Raw genomic sequence first — 17739 nt, 5'->3', positions numbered from 1 at the left:
TGTAATTATTTCACTTTCTTATTCTCTTAAATTGAAGCGGAGGGATTCCATTGAAGAACACTGTTTATTCTTTAACTCACGCACAAAGAAGAGTGTGGTTTACCGAGCTGCTCGAACCGGGCACAAGTATCTGCAATCTCGCGGCATGCGTCAAATTCAGGGGGGGACATTGATTTTGACGTACTGCGCCATGCTTTAGATTTTTCTATCTCGCAAAATGATTCGCTCAGGTTTCAACTGACAGAAGGGGACGGATCAGAACCCCAGCTGTATCTGGCGGGACATCGGCCGATTTCTTTAGAGACTGTTGATTTTACTCATACTGATAACTCAGAGCGGGACGCATGGATTGACACGCAGACCCGTGTTCCGTTCAAGCTGTTTCATTCACCTCTGTATCAATTTACTCTGCTTGTCATGTCAGACGAAGAAGTTTGGCTTTATTCAAAATTTCACCATATTATCATGGACGGCATCTCGCTCAACCTGCTCGGCAACCAGCTCATTGATATCTACCAAAAGATCATGCGGGGCGAGGATTTAGCTGAACATCACAGGCCTTCCTATCTCAGCTACATGGAAAAAGAACAGCAATACTTACAGTCTTCCCGTTTTCAAAAGGACCGTTCATTTTGGACTGAAACATACCGAACCGTTCCGGAACACCTTTCACTGGCGGAACGAACCTCTCATCTTAGACAAAGCACTGCGGCTTCCAGAGATACAATCACTCTTTCTCACTCCTTAGAACAATCAATCCGGCTTTTTTGCAAAGAAAATAATATCAGCATCATCTCTCTGTTTATGGCTTCGTTATACATATGCATCAGCCGTCTGACGGCTAAAAAGGATATTGCCATCGGCACTTATTACGGAAACCGGGGCTCCAGGCTCGAAAAGGATATGCTCGGCATGTTCGTCAGCACACTGCCGATCAGAATGACGGCAGATCCTGATGCAGAGTTCCTGTCCTTTGTCCGCAGCGTAGGAAAAGAGCAGCTGTCTGTTATGCGGCACCAGAAATATCCTTACAATCTAATCTTTTTGTGAATGAATTAAGGCAGACTCATCATGACCTGCAAAATATCATCGGGATTTCGATGCAATACCAGCCTCTCGCGTGGCGTCAGGCAGAAGGTTTCGATTATGAAACGGCCATGTTTTTCAGCGGACATACCGCAAACGAGCTCTCCATTTTAATTAAGGAGCGGACAGATACGGGATTGATTGAGCTGAATTTTGATTACCAATCCGCTTTATTTACTGAAACATCAATTAAACGCATTCAAACTCATTTGCTGACGATCGTTGAAAATGCCGTTAGAAATCCAGACCGGCTGATTCGGCATATTGATATGGCGGATGAAAAAGAAAAGAAACGGGTGTTATCTTCGTTTAACCGTACAGAAGCGGTTGAACCGCCGGCTCCGACGCTTCACGGGCTGTTCACCCGCCGTGCCGCGCTTTCGCCGCATCGTCCGGCGCTTTGTTTTCCGGGCGGTATGCTGACGTACGCCGAGCTTGACCAGTACACAGACAGACTCGCTGTTTGGCTCCGACAAAAAGGCGTCCGCAAAGAAAGCATGGTCGGCGTGCTCGCTGAACGCTCGCCGGAGATGGTGGTTTCTGTGCTTGCCGTGTTAAAAGCGGGCGGCGCCTACGTGCCGCTTGACCCGGAGTATCCTGAGGACAGGCTGCGTTATATGCTCGATGACTGCGGCGCTTGTCTCCTGCTTGCACAGCCGGGGTTATCCGTTTCCGGTTTTTCCGGCGAGACGCTTGAAGTGTCTCTTTCTTCTCTGACAGGCGAGACGGAGACAGGGGCTGTCTCTGACGAAGCGGATGCTGATTCGCTCGCTTATATCATTTATACGTCCGGTTCGACGGGAACACCGAAGGGAGTGGCTGTTGAACACCGTCAAGCCGCCGCCTTTTTATCAGGGATGCAAGGGCAGTTCCCGTTAACGGAAGAGGACATCATCGTGCTGAAATCATCCTTTTCATTCGATGCTTCCATCTGGCAATTGTTTTGGTGGACGATGTCCGGCGCTTCCGTGTATCTGCTTCCTGCCGGATGGGAGAAAGATCCTGTGCGGATGATTGAAGCGTTTGCCTCAGAAAAGGTGACGACCGCGCATTTTATTCCGGCGATGGTCAACAGCTTTTTAGACGCGCTGGAAACAGAGCCTGCAGAAACAAGAACACGCCTCGGCAGAACACTGACACGCGTGTTTGCCGGAGGGGAAGCTCTTTCCCCGCTTACGGCTTCCCGGTTTGCCGATCTTCTGCCTGAGACCATGCTTATTCACGGCTATGGACCGACAGAAGCGACGGTCGATGCGGCCTTTTACGTCTGTGACCGAAAACGGGACAGCGGACGGACGCGGCTTCCGATCGGAAAACCCGTTCCTGGTGCCCGTCTGTATGTATTAGATAGCGGGGGAACCATCCAGCCTGCGGGCGTGGCAGGAGAGCTGTACATCGCAGGGACAGGAGTGGCCCGCGGCTATCTGAACCGGCCTGAGCTGACGGAGGAGCGTTTTCTCGATGATCCGTTTTATCCGGGAGAACGCATGTATCAGACGGGTGATATCGCACGATGGACAGAAGACGGCCTTGTCGAATGGCTCGGCCGTTCAGACGGACAAGTGAAAGTCCGCGGCTACCGGATTGAACCGGGGGAGATCGAAGCGGCGATCCGGCGCATCGACGGCATTCGTGAGGCGGCGGTCACCGCCCGGACCGAACACGGCGAAACCGCACTTTACGCCTATATTGAAGGACGAAAAAGCGATGACGTGCGGGCGGAGCTTGCGGCACGCCTTCCGGCCTACATGATGCCGGCTCAGTTTATAGAGATGAGCGAATGGCCGGTCACGCCGAGCGGAAAGCTTGACCGCCGCGCGCTGCCGGCTCCCGGCAGATCGGCAGACAGACGGGCGTACACAGCCCCGCGGAACGTCACGGAAATGAAGCTTTGCGCCCTTTGGGAAGAGGTGCTGAAAAACGGACCCGTCGGCATCCGGGATCACTTTTTTGAGCGGGGCGGCCATTCGTTAAAAGCGACGGCTCTCGTCTCCCGCATCGCCAAGGAGTTCGGTGTTCAGGTGCCGTTACAGGACATCTTCGCCCGGCCGACGGTGGAAGAGCTCGCTTCGGTTATTCAGGACTTGGAAGAGAGCCCGTATGAAGCGATTCAGCCTGCGCAAACACAAGATACCTACCCGGTGTCTTCGGCGCAGAAACGGATGTATGTGCTCCAGCAGCTTGAAGACGGCGGTGTCGGCTACAATATGCCGGCTGTGCTGGAACTGACGGGCCCGCTTGACCGCGGCCGGCTGGAGGAGACATTCCGGCAGCTTGTGGAGCGGCACGAGTCGCTCAGAACGTCCTTTGAAACGGGGCCTGACGGCGAACCGGTGCAGCGCATCCATGACAGCGTGCCGTTTCAGCTCGATGAGGCCGAGTCAGCTGACGCATTCGTCCGGCCGTTTTGTCTGGAGGAAGGGCCGCTCTTCCGTGCGGCCCTCGTGAAAGAATCGGATGAACGTCATCTTTTATTAACGGATATGCATCATATTATTTCTGACGGTGTGTCCGTCAACACCTTGATTAAAGAATTCGGCGAGCTGTACGCAGGCCGTTCGCTTGCGCCGATGCGCCTTCAATATAAAGACTATGCCGTCTGGCAGCGGTCGTTTCAGGAGAAAGAAGGATACCAGAAGCAGGAAGCCTATTGGCTGAAGCGGCTAGAAGGAGAGCTTCCGGTGCTTGAGCTTCCGGCTGACAAGCCCCGTCCGGCTGTCAGAAGCTTTGCGGGCGGCAGCGTATCATGCACGCTTGACGCTGAAACGGCATCCGGCCTTCACCGCATCGCCCGGGATCACGGCTCCACTTTGTATATGGTGCTTCTCGCCGCGTACAATACGTTACTCGCGCGATTGAGCGGACAGGAAGACATCATCGTCGGCTCGCCGATTGCCGGGCGTCCGCACAAAGACCTTGAACCGATTCTCGGCATGTTCGTCAACACGCTGGCCATCAGAACGGAGCCGAAAGGAGACAAACGGTTTACCGATTATTTGGCGGAAGTCCGCCAGGCGGCGCTTGAGGCGTATGAGCATCAGGACTATCCGTTTGAGGAGCTTGTGGAACGGCTCGGCGTGCAGCGGGACATGAGCCGCAATCCGCTGTTTGACGTTATGTTTGTGCTCCAAAATATGGAGCGTGAATCCCTGGTGTTAAATAAGCTGCATTTGGCTCAAGCTGCGGATACAAGTCATAAAACCGCAAAGTTTGATGCCACGCTTTACGCGGCAGAAGGGTCTGACGGTTCCATCAGCTTTGACTTTGAATTCAATACAGATATCTATCAAAAACAGACAATCGAAAAATGGCTTTCTTATTTTACCCGTATTCTTACAAAAGTAATTGAAGACCAAACTATACCGCTTGGTGACATTCACGTACTGGATGATGCTGAAACAAATCGCGTCATTTATCAGTTTAATCAGACGAAAAGCGATTACCCAAGACACGAAACCATCAGCCGTTTATTTGAGCGGCAGGCAAAAGAAACCCCCGATGCCCGGGCAGTTGTATATGATGGACAAATCTTGACATACCGTGAGCTGAACGAACGGGCTAACAGAATAGCGGCGGCTCTCCGATCAAATGGCGTCGGTCCGGAAAGCGTTGTCGCCTTACTAACCGGCCGCACAACAGAGCTTGCCTCCGGAATCCTCGGAATATTAAAAGCGGGAGGCGCCTACTTGCCTATCGGTGACGATGTGCCGCGGGAACGGGCTGAATGGATGCTTAAAGACTGTAAAGCTGATATTCTTCTCCAATCTGATAAACTTGACGGTCTGCCGCTTTCAGGAAAACGTTTATTCATAGAGGATATTCAAACAAAGGCCGGCTTGAGTTCGGAAAATCCCGAACCGCTCGGCGGACCTGAATCATTGGCCTACATGATTTATACGTCCGGATCAACAGGTGCGCCAAAAGGCGTCATGATTGAACAGCGAAGCGTGATCCGCCTTGTGAAAAACAGCAATTATATTGATTTTACGCCGGAAGATAGACTGTTGTTTACTTCATCATGGGGTACAGTCAGGAAAATGCGGATTTACAACGCTAAGCCCATTTCCCCGACTATTCCCCCAGTTTTAACAACGTTAAGAAAGTTTCAAGGGTCTTAAAGAATCTAACGAGACCATTTTCTCCGAATTAAAATGGTATTCTCCAAGTAAATTAATATGTTCCCAACCTAGAGGTGACATATGGTGCAATAATTCTTCATTAAAACTACCTGACCGTTTTTGATATTCAACTGCCTTTGTTAGATGTAAAGTATTCCAGATACTGATGGCATTGATAATGATGTTTAAGGCACTGGCTCTTTGCAATTGATGCTGTATGGTTCGTTCCCTAAGCTCTCCTTGTTTTCCGAAGAAAATAGCTCTTGCCAGTCCATTCATGGCTTCTCCTTTATTCAATCCTTTTTGTATTTTTCTTCTTAATGATTCATCCGAAATATAATTCAAAATAAAGATCGTTTTTTCTATTCGGCCCATCTCACGTAAGGCTGTAGCCAAGCTGTTTTGTCTTGAATAAGAACCTAATTTCCCCATAATAAGGGATGCTGAAACTGTTCCTTCCCTTATAGAATGAGCTAATCGCAAAACATCCTCATAATTCTCTTTAATGACCTTTGTATTTATTTGTCCACGTAAAATGACTTCTAATTTTGGATACTCACTTGCCTTATCTATTGTAAATAATTTCGAGTCTGATAAATCTCGTATTCTTGGAGCAAATTTAAATCCTAATAAATGGGTCAGTCCGAATATTTGGTCTGTGTAACCAGCCGTGTCTGTATAATGCTCTACTATATTTAGATCCGTCTCATGGTGTAACAAACCATCCAAAACATGAATCGCATCCCTTGAATTAGTATGAATAATCTTTGTGTAATAAGAAGAAAATTGATCACTTGTAAAACGATAGATGGTGGCTCCTTTTCCAGTTCCATAATGTGGGTTTGCATCTGCATGTAGCGATGAAACGCCTATCTGCATTCTCATACCATCGGACGAGGATGTTGTACCGTCTCCCCAATAGGAGGACAATTGCAATTTGTGATGAAAATTTACTAATACGGCTTGGGCTTTATTCATTGCATCTTCATACATGCGCCATTGTGATACATTGGCCAATTGCTTATATGTAAGTCCGGGTGTTGCTTCAGCCATTTTGCTTAAACCAATATTCATTCCCATTCCTAAAAGAGCAGCCATAATAATAATTGTTTCTTCTTTATCCGGTTTTCGATTATTGGAAGCATGAATAAATTGCTCATGAAATCCTGTTATATAAGCAATATCCATCAGTAAATCGGTTAATTTTATTCTTGGTAGCATCTGATACAGGCTTGCGCTAAATTTTTTTGCTTCTTCTGGAACATCTTTTTCTAAGCGTTCAATTGACAGCTTTCCTTTTTCAAGAGAAACCCCGTCTAACTTGTTGGAATTGGTAGCTAACCACTTTAACCTTTTGTTAAGGCTGCTGGTTCTCTCCGTCATATAATCCTCGAATGATAAACTAACTGATAATCTTGTATTCTCCTTCGTTTGATTCCATGTATCTTCTGAAAACAAATATTCTTCAAAGTCTCTATATTGTCTGCTGCCAACAATGGAAACATCTCCTGCCCTAACATGCTCCCGAAGTTCTGTTAAAACAGCCATTTCATAGTAATGACGATTGATTGTTGTACCATCATCCTCGTATAAATGCTTTTTCCAACGTTTTGAAATAAAATCCACAGGTGAGTTATCAGGCACTTTTCGCTTTCCGGATTCGTTCATTCCACGGATAATCTCAACAGCTTGTAAAAGTGGCTCATTTGCTTTTGTAGAATGAAATTCCAATACCCTTAATAGCGTTGGCGTATATTTTCTAAGTGAATAAAATCGTTTTTGCAGTAAGTCTAAATAATCATAGTCGTCAGGGCGTGCAAGCTCCTGAGCTTCTTCGACCGAAGAGACAAAAGAATTCCATTCGATAACGGATTCTAAAACCTCAAAAACGTCTAATTTTTCCTTTTTTGCTTTGATTAAAGCTTGTCCGATGTTCGTAAAGTGTATAACTTTCTCATTCAGCTTTTTACCGTTTTGTTTCTGAATTTCCTCTTGAGCCTTACGGCCTTTTGATAACAGACTAAGTATTTGTCTATCATGAATTTCAAAAGCTTTATCCGTTAACTCTTGAGTAAGATGTAATAAATAGACGGTTAATATCGAATATCGCTTATTTTCTTGAAAGTCACGGAATGCATATGGCTCATATCTTGAGCCTAAGCGAGATAGTTGAAACAGGCGATTGCGATGCAAATGACTAATTTGTACCGTTTCTAATTCCATTCCTCGTATGTATTCGAGTCGTTCTATTACTTTTAGAAATGTTTCGGGTGAAGGATGACCCGGCGGTTCCTTTAACCAACCCAATATCGTTTTATTGGATTCGGATGGATGCTGCGAAGTAATGATCTCTTCAAGCTTTCCTTTTTGTTCATTTGTAAGAGATTGACTAACAGTATTAAACAGTTTCTTTTCAGCCATTGCCCTTGCCTCCCACACCATTCTTTCAAGTGTAGTAATAGCAGGCAGTATGATTTTGTTTTTTCTTAGAAAATCTATACATTCATGTAGTAGATGTATGGCATCGCCATTTTCAAAAGCTAATTGATGAAGATGCTTAAATGCTATTCGATATTCTCTTAGAGTAAAAGTTACAAAGTCGTATTCACTTCGAAGTTCTTTCAAATGATCCCAAAGTGTATTTTCTCTTTGAGGATAAAGACTAATCGAAGATGGAGTGGCACCGATTTGTTTCGATATATAATGTATGACTGATTCCGGGATGCTTTTGATATGAGTGTATGGCCAACCGGGATACCGAAGAACAGCTAATTGAACAGCAAACCCTAAACGGTTTTCTTCTCTCCTTCGCTTATTAACTATTTCTAAATCCCGTTTGGAAAAAGTGAAGTAGGTCCCCAATATCCATTCATCTTCAGGGATTTGCATAAAATCCTGCCTCTGTTCCAGTGTAAGCAATTCTCTACCTCTCGCAATTTTCATTCAGTATCATCCCATTTCCATAATTATTCAGTTAATTAGTTCAATTATATATCAATAGAGTGTACTCTATTGATACAAGTATAGTAGACTGATAAAATCATAGTTAAGAGTGTCTCATAAGACTTGTCTCAAAAACGAGGTGAAATTTTGCAGAAAATCGGTTATGTACGCGTCAGTTCGACTAGCCAAAATCCTTCAAGGCAATTTCGGCAATTGAACGAAATTGGAATGGATATTATTTATGAAGAAAAAATTTCAGGAGCCACAAAAGATCGTGAACAACTTCAAAAAATGTTAGAGGATTTACAGGAAGGTGACATTATTTATGTTACAGATTTAACTCGGATCACTCGAAGTACGCAAGATTTATTTGAATTGATTGATTTAATACGAAATAAAAAGGCAAGCTTAAAATCACTTAAGGATACATGGCTAGATTTATCAGAAGATAATCCATATAGCCAATTCTTAATTACGGTAATGGCTGGTGTTAACCAATTAGAGCGAGACCTTATTCGTATGCGTCAGCGTGAAGGAATTGAGCTCGCAAAGAAAGAAGGGAAGTTTAAAGGACGGTTAAAGAAATATCATAAAAATCACGCAGGAATGAATTATGCAGTAAAGCTATATAAAGAAGGAAATATGACTGTAAATCAAATTTGTGAAATTACAAATGTATCTAGAGCTTCTTTATATAGAAAGCTATCGGAAGGAAAAAAATAAGCATTCATTACTTATATTAAAAATTTCCGGGGATTGTGAAACAACGTACCTAACCAAGCAGGCTATTTCTATAAGGAAGTATCAATATTTGTTTATCTAACTAGGCACGATCATCAAAGGGTTCCGAGTACATTTTAACGGAGATATACGCTAAACTCAGATTTAAAGCAAGGCTGTATTTTTCGAGAACACTTTTAAAAAACAACCTTAGTCACAAAGGAAGGTTGTTTTTATAAAGTCATGGTCTAATTAAAACAATTGCTGTCCCAAGAGCATACTTGAGACTGAAAAGGCACCAGCAGGTGGTAAAACATTAGTATATATGGGAGGTCCCAAACGGGTTGTAAAGGTTGTAGCAATCCAATTTCCGTATTCACCAGCCAGCAAAGAGGGAGGTTTCATTATAAACCGTCCACTTAAAATGAAATGCCGAATGCTTATAGCGGTCTCATCAATTATTGTCAAGTTGCCAAAAAAGGAGGCATATGGTGAATCGAAACTTATTTGTTTAGCGCTTTCGTCCCAATACCCATTAATCGGAATAGGTATACCACGAAAATTAACTGTACCTACTACTTTGTTGTCTACAATGGAATCAATGGTAAGTATACCTCTAATAATGGATCTCCCCGCAATAGAAGCATCAATCCCCCATACGGATGGAAAGGGGATACTAACTTTGGCTGTCTTTGGAATTTTCAAAATTAACCTCTCCTTGATTATTTTATGTATGGATTGAGTTGTATTTAATCATAATCCTGTAGTAATGATACAGTATATGCACAGAGAATCACTTAGGTGTTTTGTTAAGAAAGAAGCATCAATAATCAATCAGCCTACTGTCTAGATGAACAAGAGTTTGCCTGACCCACGAAAAATATGGAACATTAATTGCTGCTCATACATATGGTCTCTACCAGTTTGAAACAATTATGTATCCAATTTTTTTATCAATTCTATTAGATAGCATACTAATATTTACTTTCTGTTTTTTGTTGTCTTGCCTTCCAGAATATAAAAGAATTTTTCCCTTTCACATCTTCAACTTTTAATTTGACAATGTCACCTACCTGTAATTCTGTATTAATCCCCATCAAATATAGCTATACATCTCTTTCGCCCAATCTCGGATTTTTGGTTTCCTTTTTTTCTCCCAGTTTAATCCCAAGTTTTATTTCTTCAATGTCCTTTTTTGGTTTTAACGTTAAACGTTGAAAGGATTTCCTTTTTTGTTTTGTTGTCATTTTTTCACCTTCTAAAATGTATGAAAAATTTGATGTTTAATAACAAAACAGTTCCTTTTTATGTATTAGACAAACCTTAATACGGCGACAAATGCATGCGTTTATCTTTGTTATTACATTTTCAATGTTAAATACCCATAAATAGGATGATTAAGAGGGAGAAACTCTTAAAACTTTGGGACAATATCCGAAAAATGGGAAAAATATTAGTCCTTTCAGGAAATACAATCATCTTATTTTATAAAGGTAGGGGTGTAAAAGAAATTGAAGTTGAGAAAAGAAAAAATGAAAAGTTATAAGAGCTATTGCTGTCAACGAGAAATAGAAGAAATGATGGGGATATGGAAAAGGGGTTATTATCGAAAAAATGGAGCTATACGTCAAAAATAATTTAGATTTAAATTTCCCAAAAATCATTGAATAAAAAATTCTCCATAAAGCAAAATAAAAGAGTAAAAAAAAATTCAAGAAGGAGGAAATTATCATGACAGTAATAAATGACGTTAAAACAGCTCTAGCAGGATTGAAAAGTGCTCAAGCAAGTTTTGAAACATTTGCTCTTAGTACAGATAATCAACAAGCTAAGCAACTTTACCAAGATGCAGCTAAGCAAACCCAATCCGTTGTAGACAGCATTGAACCACGTGTTCAACAAATCGAACAAGAAGAACCTCAATACAAACAACAGTAATTAGTAAGGCGAAAAAAGGTTGGCCTCTTAACCAACCTTTTTCAGCTGTTCAAATAATGGAAAAACATGGAGGTGATTTTTTTGAAAGATAAAATAACCACATTGAAAAAACTACTTTTTATTATAATGGTCATTGGTTTCGCATCAGGATGTAATGGTAATCAAAATGAATTTATTCAAGGTAATAGTACTTTTGGTATTTCGCAAGTACATACAAGTAAGCCAATTGATCAATCCGTTGCCAATCATGCGAAAGAAAAGATAATTGCCAAGGAAGATATTACAGACGTAAAAGCTGTGAATACTGATAAAGAGCTTATGGCAGCGATTAAAGTTGAGAATTTTGATCGATTTCGATTAAAGAGTATCGAGAAGTCAGTAAAATCCGACTTAGAAAAAAAATATCCCGACTATAAAGTTTTTGTTTCGACTGATAAAAAAATATTCTGGGAACTTGAAAAGGTCGAGCAAAGACTGAAAAAAAACGATATGAATAAGAAGAACTTAAAAAATGATTTGAACAAACTGAAAAGTCTTATGAAGGAACAAACCTAAAGAGGAAGGATCGAGTTATGTCTAACAATCAAAAGAAACAACTTACTCCTGTGCAACAGGAATATCAAAAATTGCAAAAACAACGAGAGATCAAAAGACCGGTTGTTAAAAATTGTATTAAGGCCTTTTTAATCGGTGGACTTATTTGTTTGATTGGTCAGCTTATTTCAGACTTTTACATTTATTATTTCGATTTTACTGAGCAAACGGCCGGAAATCCGACGGTGGGTACGTTAATTTTTATTACAATGCTTCTTACTGGTTTTGGCGTATATGATCGAATGGCCCAATTTGGTGGGGCTGGAACAGCTGTACCTGTAACAGGTTTTGGCAATGCGGTTATATCGCCTGCCATTGAGCATCGAAGCGAAGGATTTGTACTGGGCGTAGGTGGCAACATATTTAAATTAGCGGGGGCGGTTATTTTATTTGGTGTTTTTTCTGCTTTTGTCATTGCCTTAATTAAAACCACTTTAATCCAGTGGGGTGGTTTATAATGCTAGCAGGTCATCGTACATGGATCTTCGAACAAAAGCCTGTCATTATCTCCACTGGAACCGTTGGTGGACCATTTGAAGCCAATGGTGCTATCCCAGATGATTTCGATACTCTTCATGCTGATTTATGGCTTGGGCAGGATTCCTATGAGAAAGCACATAAAATCCTTTTTGAAGAGGCTTGCCAAAAAGCCATGGAAAAAGGGGGCATACAAAAGGATCAAGTTCAATTTATCCTAGCTGGGGACTTAATCAATCAAATCACCCCAACAAGTTTCGCTAGCAGAACGATTGGAGCGCCTTATTTTGGCTTATTCGGTGCTTGCTCTACCTCGATGGAAGGACTGGCTCTAGGTGCTTATATTGTAAATACAAAAGGAGCGAAATATTTGTTAACAGGAGCTTCCAGTCATGATACAGCTGTTGAAAAACAATTTCGGTATCCAACTGAGTATGGTGGACAAAAGCCACCTACGGCACAATGGACGGTTACTGGTGCAGGTGCAGCCCTATTAAGTGATTCTGGGGAAGGACCTCATGTCACATCTGCCACAATTGGTCGTGTAATCGATATGGGATTGACAGATCCATTTAACATGGGAGGAGCTATGGCGCCAGCTGCGGTTGATACCATTGAAGCCCATTTAAAGGAACGAAATGTTGAGCCATCTTATTACGATTTAATTGTAACCGGTGACCTTGGCCAAATCGGACAGGAAGTGTCCATGGATCTATTTAAAAAGCATGGAACTCCTATTAGTGAAGAACAATACCAAGATTGTGGCCTTATGATTTATCGGGAAGGACAACCCGTTCTTGCAGGGGCAAGCGGTGCAGGCTGTTCAGCAACGGTAGTTTATGGGCATTTATTAAACCGCATGAAAAATGGTGAATTTAAACGCATGTTAGTTGTGGCTACAGGTGCTTTGCTTTCACCGTTGTCCTTTCAGCAAAATGAAACAATTCCTTGTATCGCCCATGCAGTGTCAATTGAATACGGAGGTGAACAATTAACATGATCTATTTTTGGGCTTTTGTCGTAGGCGGTTTAATTTGTATCATTGGGCAAATTATGTTTGATGTATTTAAATTGACACCAGGTCATACCTTAAGTGCTCTTGTAGTGATTGGGGCGCTTTTAGATGGATTTGGACTATACGAGCCTTTGATTGATTTTGCTGGGGCAGGGGCTACCGTTCCGATTACAAATTTTGGGAATTCGCTTGTTCATGGTGCGATGCAGGAAGCAGAAAAACATGGGTTAGTTGGTATACTGACAGGAATGTTTGAAGTAACTAGTTCTGGTATTTCAGCTGCCATTGTTTTCGGCATGATAGGAGCTTTAATTTTTAAGCCAAAAGGATAAGGAGAATTAGGATGACAGTAGGATCAGATGTTAAACAGTGTTTTGCCAGTCTAAAAGGGGTAGAAGCAAGTCTCTCAAGTTTAGCATTACGGACTCTTGATGATGAATCGAAGCGAACTTTGCATGAGGCTATGATGGTAGTACACGAAGTAACAAAAGATTTAAAAAAAAGAGTAGGAGAACTAGAAGGAGAGGAACTTCAGTACAAAGGTTTCTAGAAAAACTATATTTACAGGAGGTGTAAGCAGTGCCTGAATGGTTAGATGTAGCTGTACGCTCAGCATTATTTGTTGCTCTTTTATTTTTCGTTACAAAATGGTTAAGGAAAAAGCAAATTTCCGAACTAACTTTCTTTGAATATGTCACCGGTATTTCTATTGGGAATATTGGTGCAGAAGTAACTATAGGACTTGAACGGAACATTTTTCACGGAATTATTGGAATTGTCATTTTTGCGGCTATTCCCTTTTTCGCTGGTTTAATTTCATTAAAAAGTAAACGTTTTCGCAATTTTATAGAAGGAAAAGCAACTGTATTTATCAAAGATGGGAAGATTATGGAAGATAATTTAAAAAAGGAAAGATATACGACAGATGAACTGTTAGATCTCCTTCGCAAGAAGGATGTCTTTCAAGTCTCTGATGTAGAATTTGCTGTTTTAGAGGCAACAGGTGATTTATCTGTGATGCTAAAGAAAGAAAATCAACCTTTAACAGCAAAGGATATAAACTTGAAGGTTGCTTCAATCAAGGAGCCTCAGACCATTATTATGGATGGTACAATAATGGATGAACCACTAGCCACGATTGGACGAAGTCGGGCTTGGTTACAAACTGAATTAGAAAAACTAGGGGTAACGATTGAAAATGTATTTCTGGGACAGGTTAATTCTTACGGAGAGTTAACGATTGATCTGTTTGACGATAAATTACAAGTCGCACCCCCACAAGAAAGACCCTTAATTCTTTCAACCTTGAAAAAATGTCAAGCAGACTTAGAACTATTTGCTCTTGGAACGGAATCAAAAGACGCCAAACAAATGTATAGGTTAAACAGTGAAAAATTACAAGAAGCCATTGATAAAGTGACCCCTATTTTAAAAGGATAAGGATTTAGCTTAGATTCATACATGACGAAAAAAAGATACCATTTTTAATTGAAATAAGTTTAAAAACCTTAGTCCAATTTCGGACTAAGGTGAATTTTTTTTACGAGGTGTTAGAAGTGTCTATTTTTTTAGTTAAAGTTATTTTTATCTATATTGTGTTTATTGTAGCAGTAAATATTTTAGGGAAATCAGCTCTAGCCCAACTTACCCCTCATGATTTTGGAGCGATTCTTTTTTTATCTTAATCGAAAGTTAAAGGAAAGTAGATATCCTTTACCTGAGCTGTTGTCTAATTTAAGAACAACAGGATATCCGGATATTCACGATAATGAATATGCGATTTTGGAAGCAACAGGTGAAATTAGCATTTTTCCAAGAAAAGAATTAGTTCCTATTACTCCAAAAGATTTACATATGAAAGTGGAATACCGCGGATTACCCATAGCCGTTGTCATTGAAGGGAAAGTGCAAAAGCGTAAATTAAAATTTATCAACAAAAATGAAAAGTGGTTAAAGGAAGAACTAAAGGCAAAGGGATATCTTCAAATCAAAGATTTTTTTTATGCTGCTGTTAGAGATACCGATCATTCATTAACCATTAACAAAAAAGATGTTAACGACTAATTTTAAGACGATTTCCTCCCAATATAAATTAATGTTTTCTCTTATTTACTTCTTATTGCATTTACCACTTTCATTTTCCAAATTTATAAAAAATTATACCTATATTTAGGAATTTACCAGATGGTAATTTTCAAAATCACTAAGTCTCTAGTTAGGACAGTGCCCAGATCATTACGCCTTTCTTGATGTCAGAACTTTCCCAACCTTAATTCTCTTTTTTTCGTTCTTAATATCTTATACAAGTTCTTATAAAGGTAGTCCATAATATATAACAGACAATCCCTTCATATCCATACGTATACTGGTTACATAGTTTGTACATGTTAAGAGTAACAGAAGGAGGGATTCCAGTTGGAGTGGATTTTTTATCTATACCTGTTAAATACGTTCTTTATCTTATTCATAGCAATTTGGGAAGTTCGTCGGCCTGCCAAGGCTTTGAATTGGATAATAATCGTCCTTTTTTTACCTGTCATTGGTTTCTGGCTATATCTTAGCATATCAAACCCTAAGTTTATTCATCGAAAAAGATTGACCTGTTCTAAAAATGAATCTAACAAATTACCTGAGACATTCGGTGCTTCAGCATCGGTAATTGCCAATGCTTTACGGCATTTCACTGTGAATGGGCTTCGAATGGGCCAAGTCCAAGTGTTTAACAATGGGATAGCAAAATATGATCAACTCCTTGTATCCCTGCAAAAAGCCCAAGAAACCATTGATCTGGAATATTTCATCTATCGGAACGACCAAATTGGTAATCGAATCACAGAACTGCTAATCGAAAAAGCATTAAATGGAGTGCAGGTTCGTTTTATGAGAGATAGCTTGGGGAGTTATAAATTCCCGCGTGAAAAAATCCGGCAGATGGTTGAAGCAGGGATAGAATGCAGGACAATATTTCCTCTGCGATTTCCCTGGATTTTGTCCAATTGGAATTATCGGGATCATTGTAAGATTGTGACGATTGACAGAAAGGAATCCTTTACTGGCGGTATGAACGTTGGGTATGAATATACAGGATTAAAGCCAGACGTAGGATTTTGGAGGGACACTCATTTGCAAATTATAGGGGAAGCAACAGGCGACTTGCAGACTGTTTTTGATGTTCATTGGGAAATCGCTGTGCCGGAAAGGATAAAATCAAAAACAAATTTGAAAACAAAATCAGAGGTAACGAAAATCAATTCAATCGGCAGAGCAGATCATTCCAAATGGTCAGCCGAATTGGGATCAGAGTTGAGCACCCTTGATGATAAAGAAATGGACATATCCGGAAAAACTAGGACATTGCATAAAGCGTATATCCATACGTTGGAAGGAAACCCTGGAATTCCTACCCCAGTCATTCGGCAAGCTTACTTTATATGTATAACACAGGCGACCAAGACTATTGATTTAACAACACCCTATTTTGTACCAGAAACGGATATTATCATGGCATTAAAGACAGCAGTAACTCGTGGTGTCCGTGTAAGATTGCTGGTTCCTCGCCACAATAATCAAAAAATCGTGGGTCTTGCAAGCCGTACTTATTACGGAGAACTTATAGAAGCTGGAGTTCAAATCTACCAGTACGACAAAGGAATGATACATGCGAAGGTGTTGACCATCGATGAGGAGATTGCTGCCGTAGGCTCAGCAAACTATGATATGAGAAGTTTTCGCCTGAATTATGAGGTGTGTCAAGTCGTGTACAGTGCTGATGTGGCAAGGGAACTCACAGAGCAGTTCGAGAGGGATCTTACTGATTCTGTACCATTAAGAATTGAAGACTTGTTGCAACGATCCCTGACCGAGCGCATTGTTGAACAGGGTGCTCGCGTGCTTTCTCCATTATTATAAGTTGAAAAAACCGGTATTATTTATCTTTCTGATTTTAATTAGCTTACATGTTGTAATATAAATATTTTAAAACATGAGGATTTTTGAAATCGAGTGAAATATAAAATGGAGGAATAAATTTTGGGTGAAGTTTTTTTGGGTTTACTGACAATCAAAGTCATAGTAGGTTTTGCAACTTTATTTTTTATCATTATCATAACAGGCAGAACATCCATCTATCAGTTAAACCCCGTTTCACTTAGTTTTTGTGTTAGTACTTGGAGATTTTTTAGGAAATAACATTTATGAAGATAAGGTAGGGATTTTTCATTTTTTATATGCCATCGGATTGTGGACGTTTCTTATGTTGGGAATAGAGTTTATGACTCTAAAAAATAAATCGACACGTTCTCTCTTATTAGGCAATCCTAACATCATCATTCGAGATGGTGTTATGGACAGAGATGTAAATCAAGTATTGAGTATACTCCGTCAAAATAATGTCTTTTCAGTTCGCGAAGTCAAATACGGTATATTGGAAGCTAATGGGCAAATAAGTTTATTATTAAAATCCAAGTATCAAAAACCAGATCTCAATCTTCCAGAAAGTCCAGTAGACCTCCCAACATCGTTAATTATAGATGGGGAAATTTTATGGGATAATTTACATGAACTCGGATTTGATCAACAGTGGTTAGATAACCAATTAACTACCAATGGATATGATAATGTAAAGCGTATACTTTACGCAGATTGGCGAGAGAGTGAAGGCATACATGTAAGTCCTAAATAAAATTTGTTAGGATAAGAGCACATCAATTTTCTTGGTGAATATAAACTTTAGTCTTCAACAATCAGGCGCTTTAATGAAGTAACTAAAGCCTAATTTTTCACTTATAACACCGAGAAATTAGACTTTTTATATTTTGGTTTCCTTAACGTTGTAAATCCGCATTTTCC

General features: G+C 40.8%; 13 protein-coding genes and 3 pseudogenes. 13 read left to right on the top strand and 3 right to left on the bottom strand.

The annotated features are described in order from the left end of the window. Positions 1-50 precede the first annotated feature (50 nt). A pseudogene (locus NYE38_RS09660) lies at positions 51-5108 on the top strand (amino acid adenylation domain-containing protein); the annotation flags it as partial. A gap of 72 nt (positions 5109-5180) precedes the next feature. On the opposite strand, the gene NYE38_RS09655 reads toward NYE38_RS09660, so the two are convergent. Continuing rightward, complete coding sequence (locus NYE38_RS09655; protein WP_000684982.1) at positions 5181-8147, bottom strand: Tn3 family transposase; 2967 nt, start codon at positions 8145-8147, stop codon at positions 5181-5183. Positions 8148-8294: 147 nt separating this feature from the next. On the opposite strand from NYE38_RS09655, the gene NYE38_RS09650 reads away from it, so the two are divergent. Further along, positions 8295-8870, top strand: a complete 576-nt coding sequence (locus NYE38_RS09650; RefSeq protein ID WP_001169292.1) for a recombinase family protein — start codon at positions 8295-8297, stop codon at positions 8868-8870. A 249-nt stretch (positions 8871-9119) separates the two neighbouring features. On the opposite strand, the gene NYE38_RS09645 is transcribed toward NYE38_RS09650, so the two are convergent. After that, positions 9120-9572: a hypothetical protein gene (locus NYE38_RS09645; RefSeq protein WP_000701228.1), complete on the bottom strand. Its 453-nt coding sequence runs from the start codon at positions 9570-9572 to the stop codon at positions 9120-9122. A 401-nt stretch (positions 9573-9973) separates the two neighbouring features. Then, the gene (locus NYE38_RS09640) at positions 9974-10114 is read right to left on the bottom strand and encodes a hypothetical protein (RefSeq protein ID WP_013354185.1); all 141 of its coding nucleotides are present in this window, start codon (positions 10112-10114) and stop codon (positions 9974-9976) included. Positions 10115-10598: 484 nt separating this feature from the next. Here NYE38_RS09640 and NYE38_RS09635 point away from each other — a divergent pair, with 484 nt between their 5' ends. The 11 genes and pseudogenes from NYE38_RS09635 to NYE38_RS09585 all read left to right on the top strand — a co-directional run bounded on the left by NYE38_RS09635 (position 10599) and on the right by NYE38_RS09585 (position 17572). Continuing rightward, on the top strand, positions 10599-10805 hold the full coding sequence (locus NYE38_RS09635) for a DUF1657 domain-containing protein (RefSeq protein ID WP_013352384.1): 207 nt from the start codon (positions 10599-10601) through the stop codon (positions 10803-10805). Positions 10806-10886: 81 nt separating this feature from the next. After that, positions 10887-11360, top strand: coding sequence for a YhcN/YlaJ family sporulation lipoprotein (locus NYE38_RS09630; RefSeq protein ID WP_017417924.1), 474 nt, complete (start codon positions 10887-10889; stop codon positions 11358-11360). Between the two features lie 17 nt (positions 11361-11377). Further along, positions 11378-11857 (top strand): stage V sporulation protein AC, encoded by a 480-nt coding sequence (gene spoVAC / locus NYE38_RS09625; RefSeq protein WP_013352385.1) that lies wholly within the window; start codon positions 11378-11380, stop codon positions 11855-11857. After that, entirely contained in the window at positions 11857-12876 is a 1020-nt protein-coding gene (gene spoVAD / locus NYE38_RS09620) for a stage V sporulation protein AD (protein ID WP_013352386.1), read from the top strand. The genes spoVAC and spoVAD overlap by 1 nt, the downstream gene beginning before the upstream one ends. Continuing rightward, positions 12873-13223, top strand: coding sequence for a stage V sporulation protein AE (gene spoVAE / locus NYE38_RS09615; protein ID WP_017417923.1), 351 nt, complete (start codon positions 12873-12875; stop codon positions 13221-13223). The genes spoVAD and spoVAE overlap by 4 nt, the downstream gene beginning before the upstream one ends. An 11-nt stretch (positions 13224-13234) precedes the next feature. Then, positions 13235-13441 (top strand): DUF1657 domain-containing protein, encoded by a 207-nt coding sequence (locus NYE38_RS09610; protein ID WP_009336483.1) that lies wholly within the window; start codon positions 13235-13237, stop codon positions 13439-13441. A 29-nt stretch (positions 13442-13470) separates the two neighbouring features. Then, positions 13471-14331 (top strand): DUF421 domain-containing protein, encoded by an 861-nt coding sequence (locus NYE38_RS09605; RefSeq protein WP_017417922.1) that lies wholly within the window; start codon positions 13471-13473, stop codon positions 14329-14331. Between the two features lie 116 nt (positions 14332-14447). Beyond that, a pseudogene (locus tag NYE38_RS09600) lies at positions 14448-14955 on the top strand (DUF421 domain-containing protein). Positions 14956-15306: 351 nt separating this feature from the next. After that, positions 15307-16800, top strand: coding sequence for a phospholipase D-like domain-containing protein (locus NYE38_RS09595; RefSeq protein ID WP_017417921.1), 1494 nt, complete (start codon positions 15307-15309; stop codon positions 16798-16800). A gap of 247 nt (positions 16801-17047) precedes the next feature. Continuing rightward, a pseudogene (locus NYE38_RS09590) lies at positions 17048-17101 on the top strand (hypothetical protein); the annotation flags it as partial. 60 nt (positions 17102-17161) lie between these two features. Next, positions 17162-17572, top strand: a complete 411-nt coding sequence (locus NYE38_RS09585; protein ID WP_076983292.1) for a DUF421 domain-containing protein — start codon at positions 17162-17164, stop codon at positions 17570-17572. The last annotated feature ends 167 nt before the right edge of the window (positions 17573-17739 follow it).

Source organism: Bacillus sp. EU63, assembly GCF_038592915.1.
Classification (GTDB): Bacteria; Bacillota; Bacilli; order Bacillales; family Bacillaceae; genus Bacillus; species Bacillus velezensis.
The sequence above is the reverse complement of the archived record's forward strand: the minus strand, read 5'-3'. Positions and strand labels throughout refer to the sequence as shown.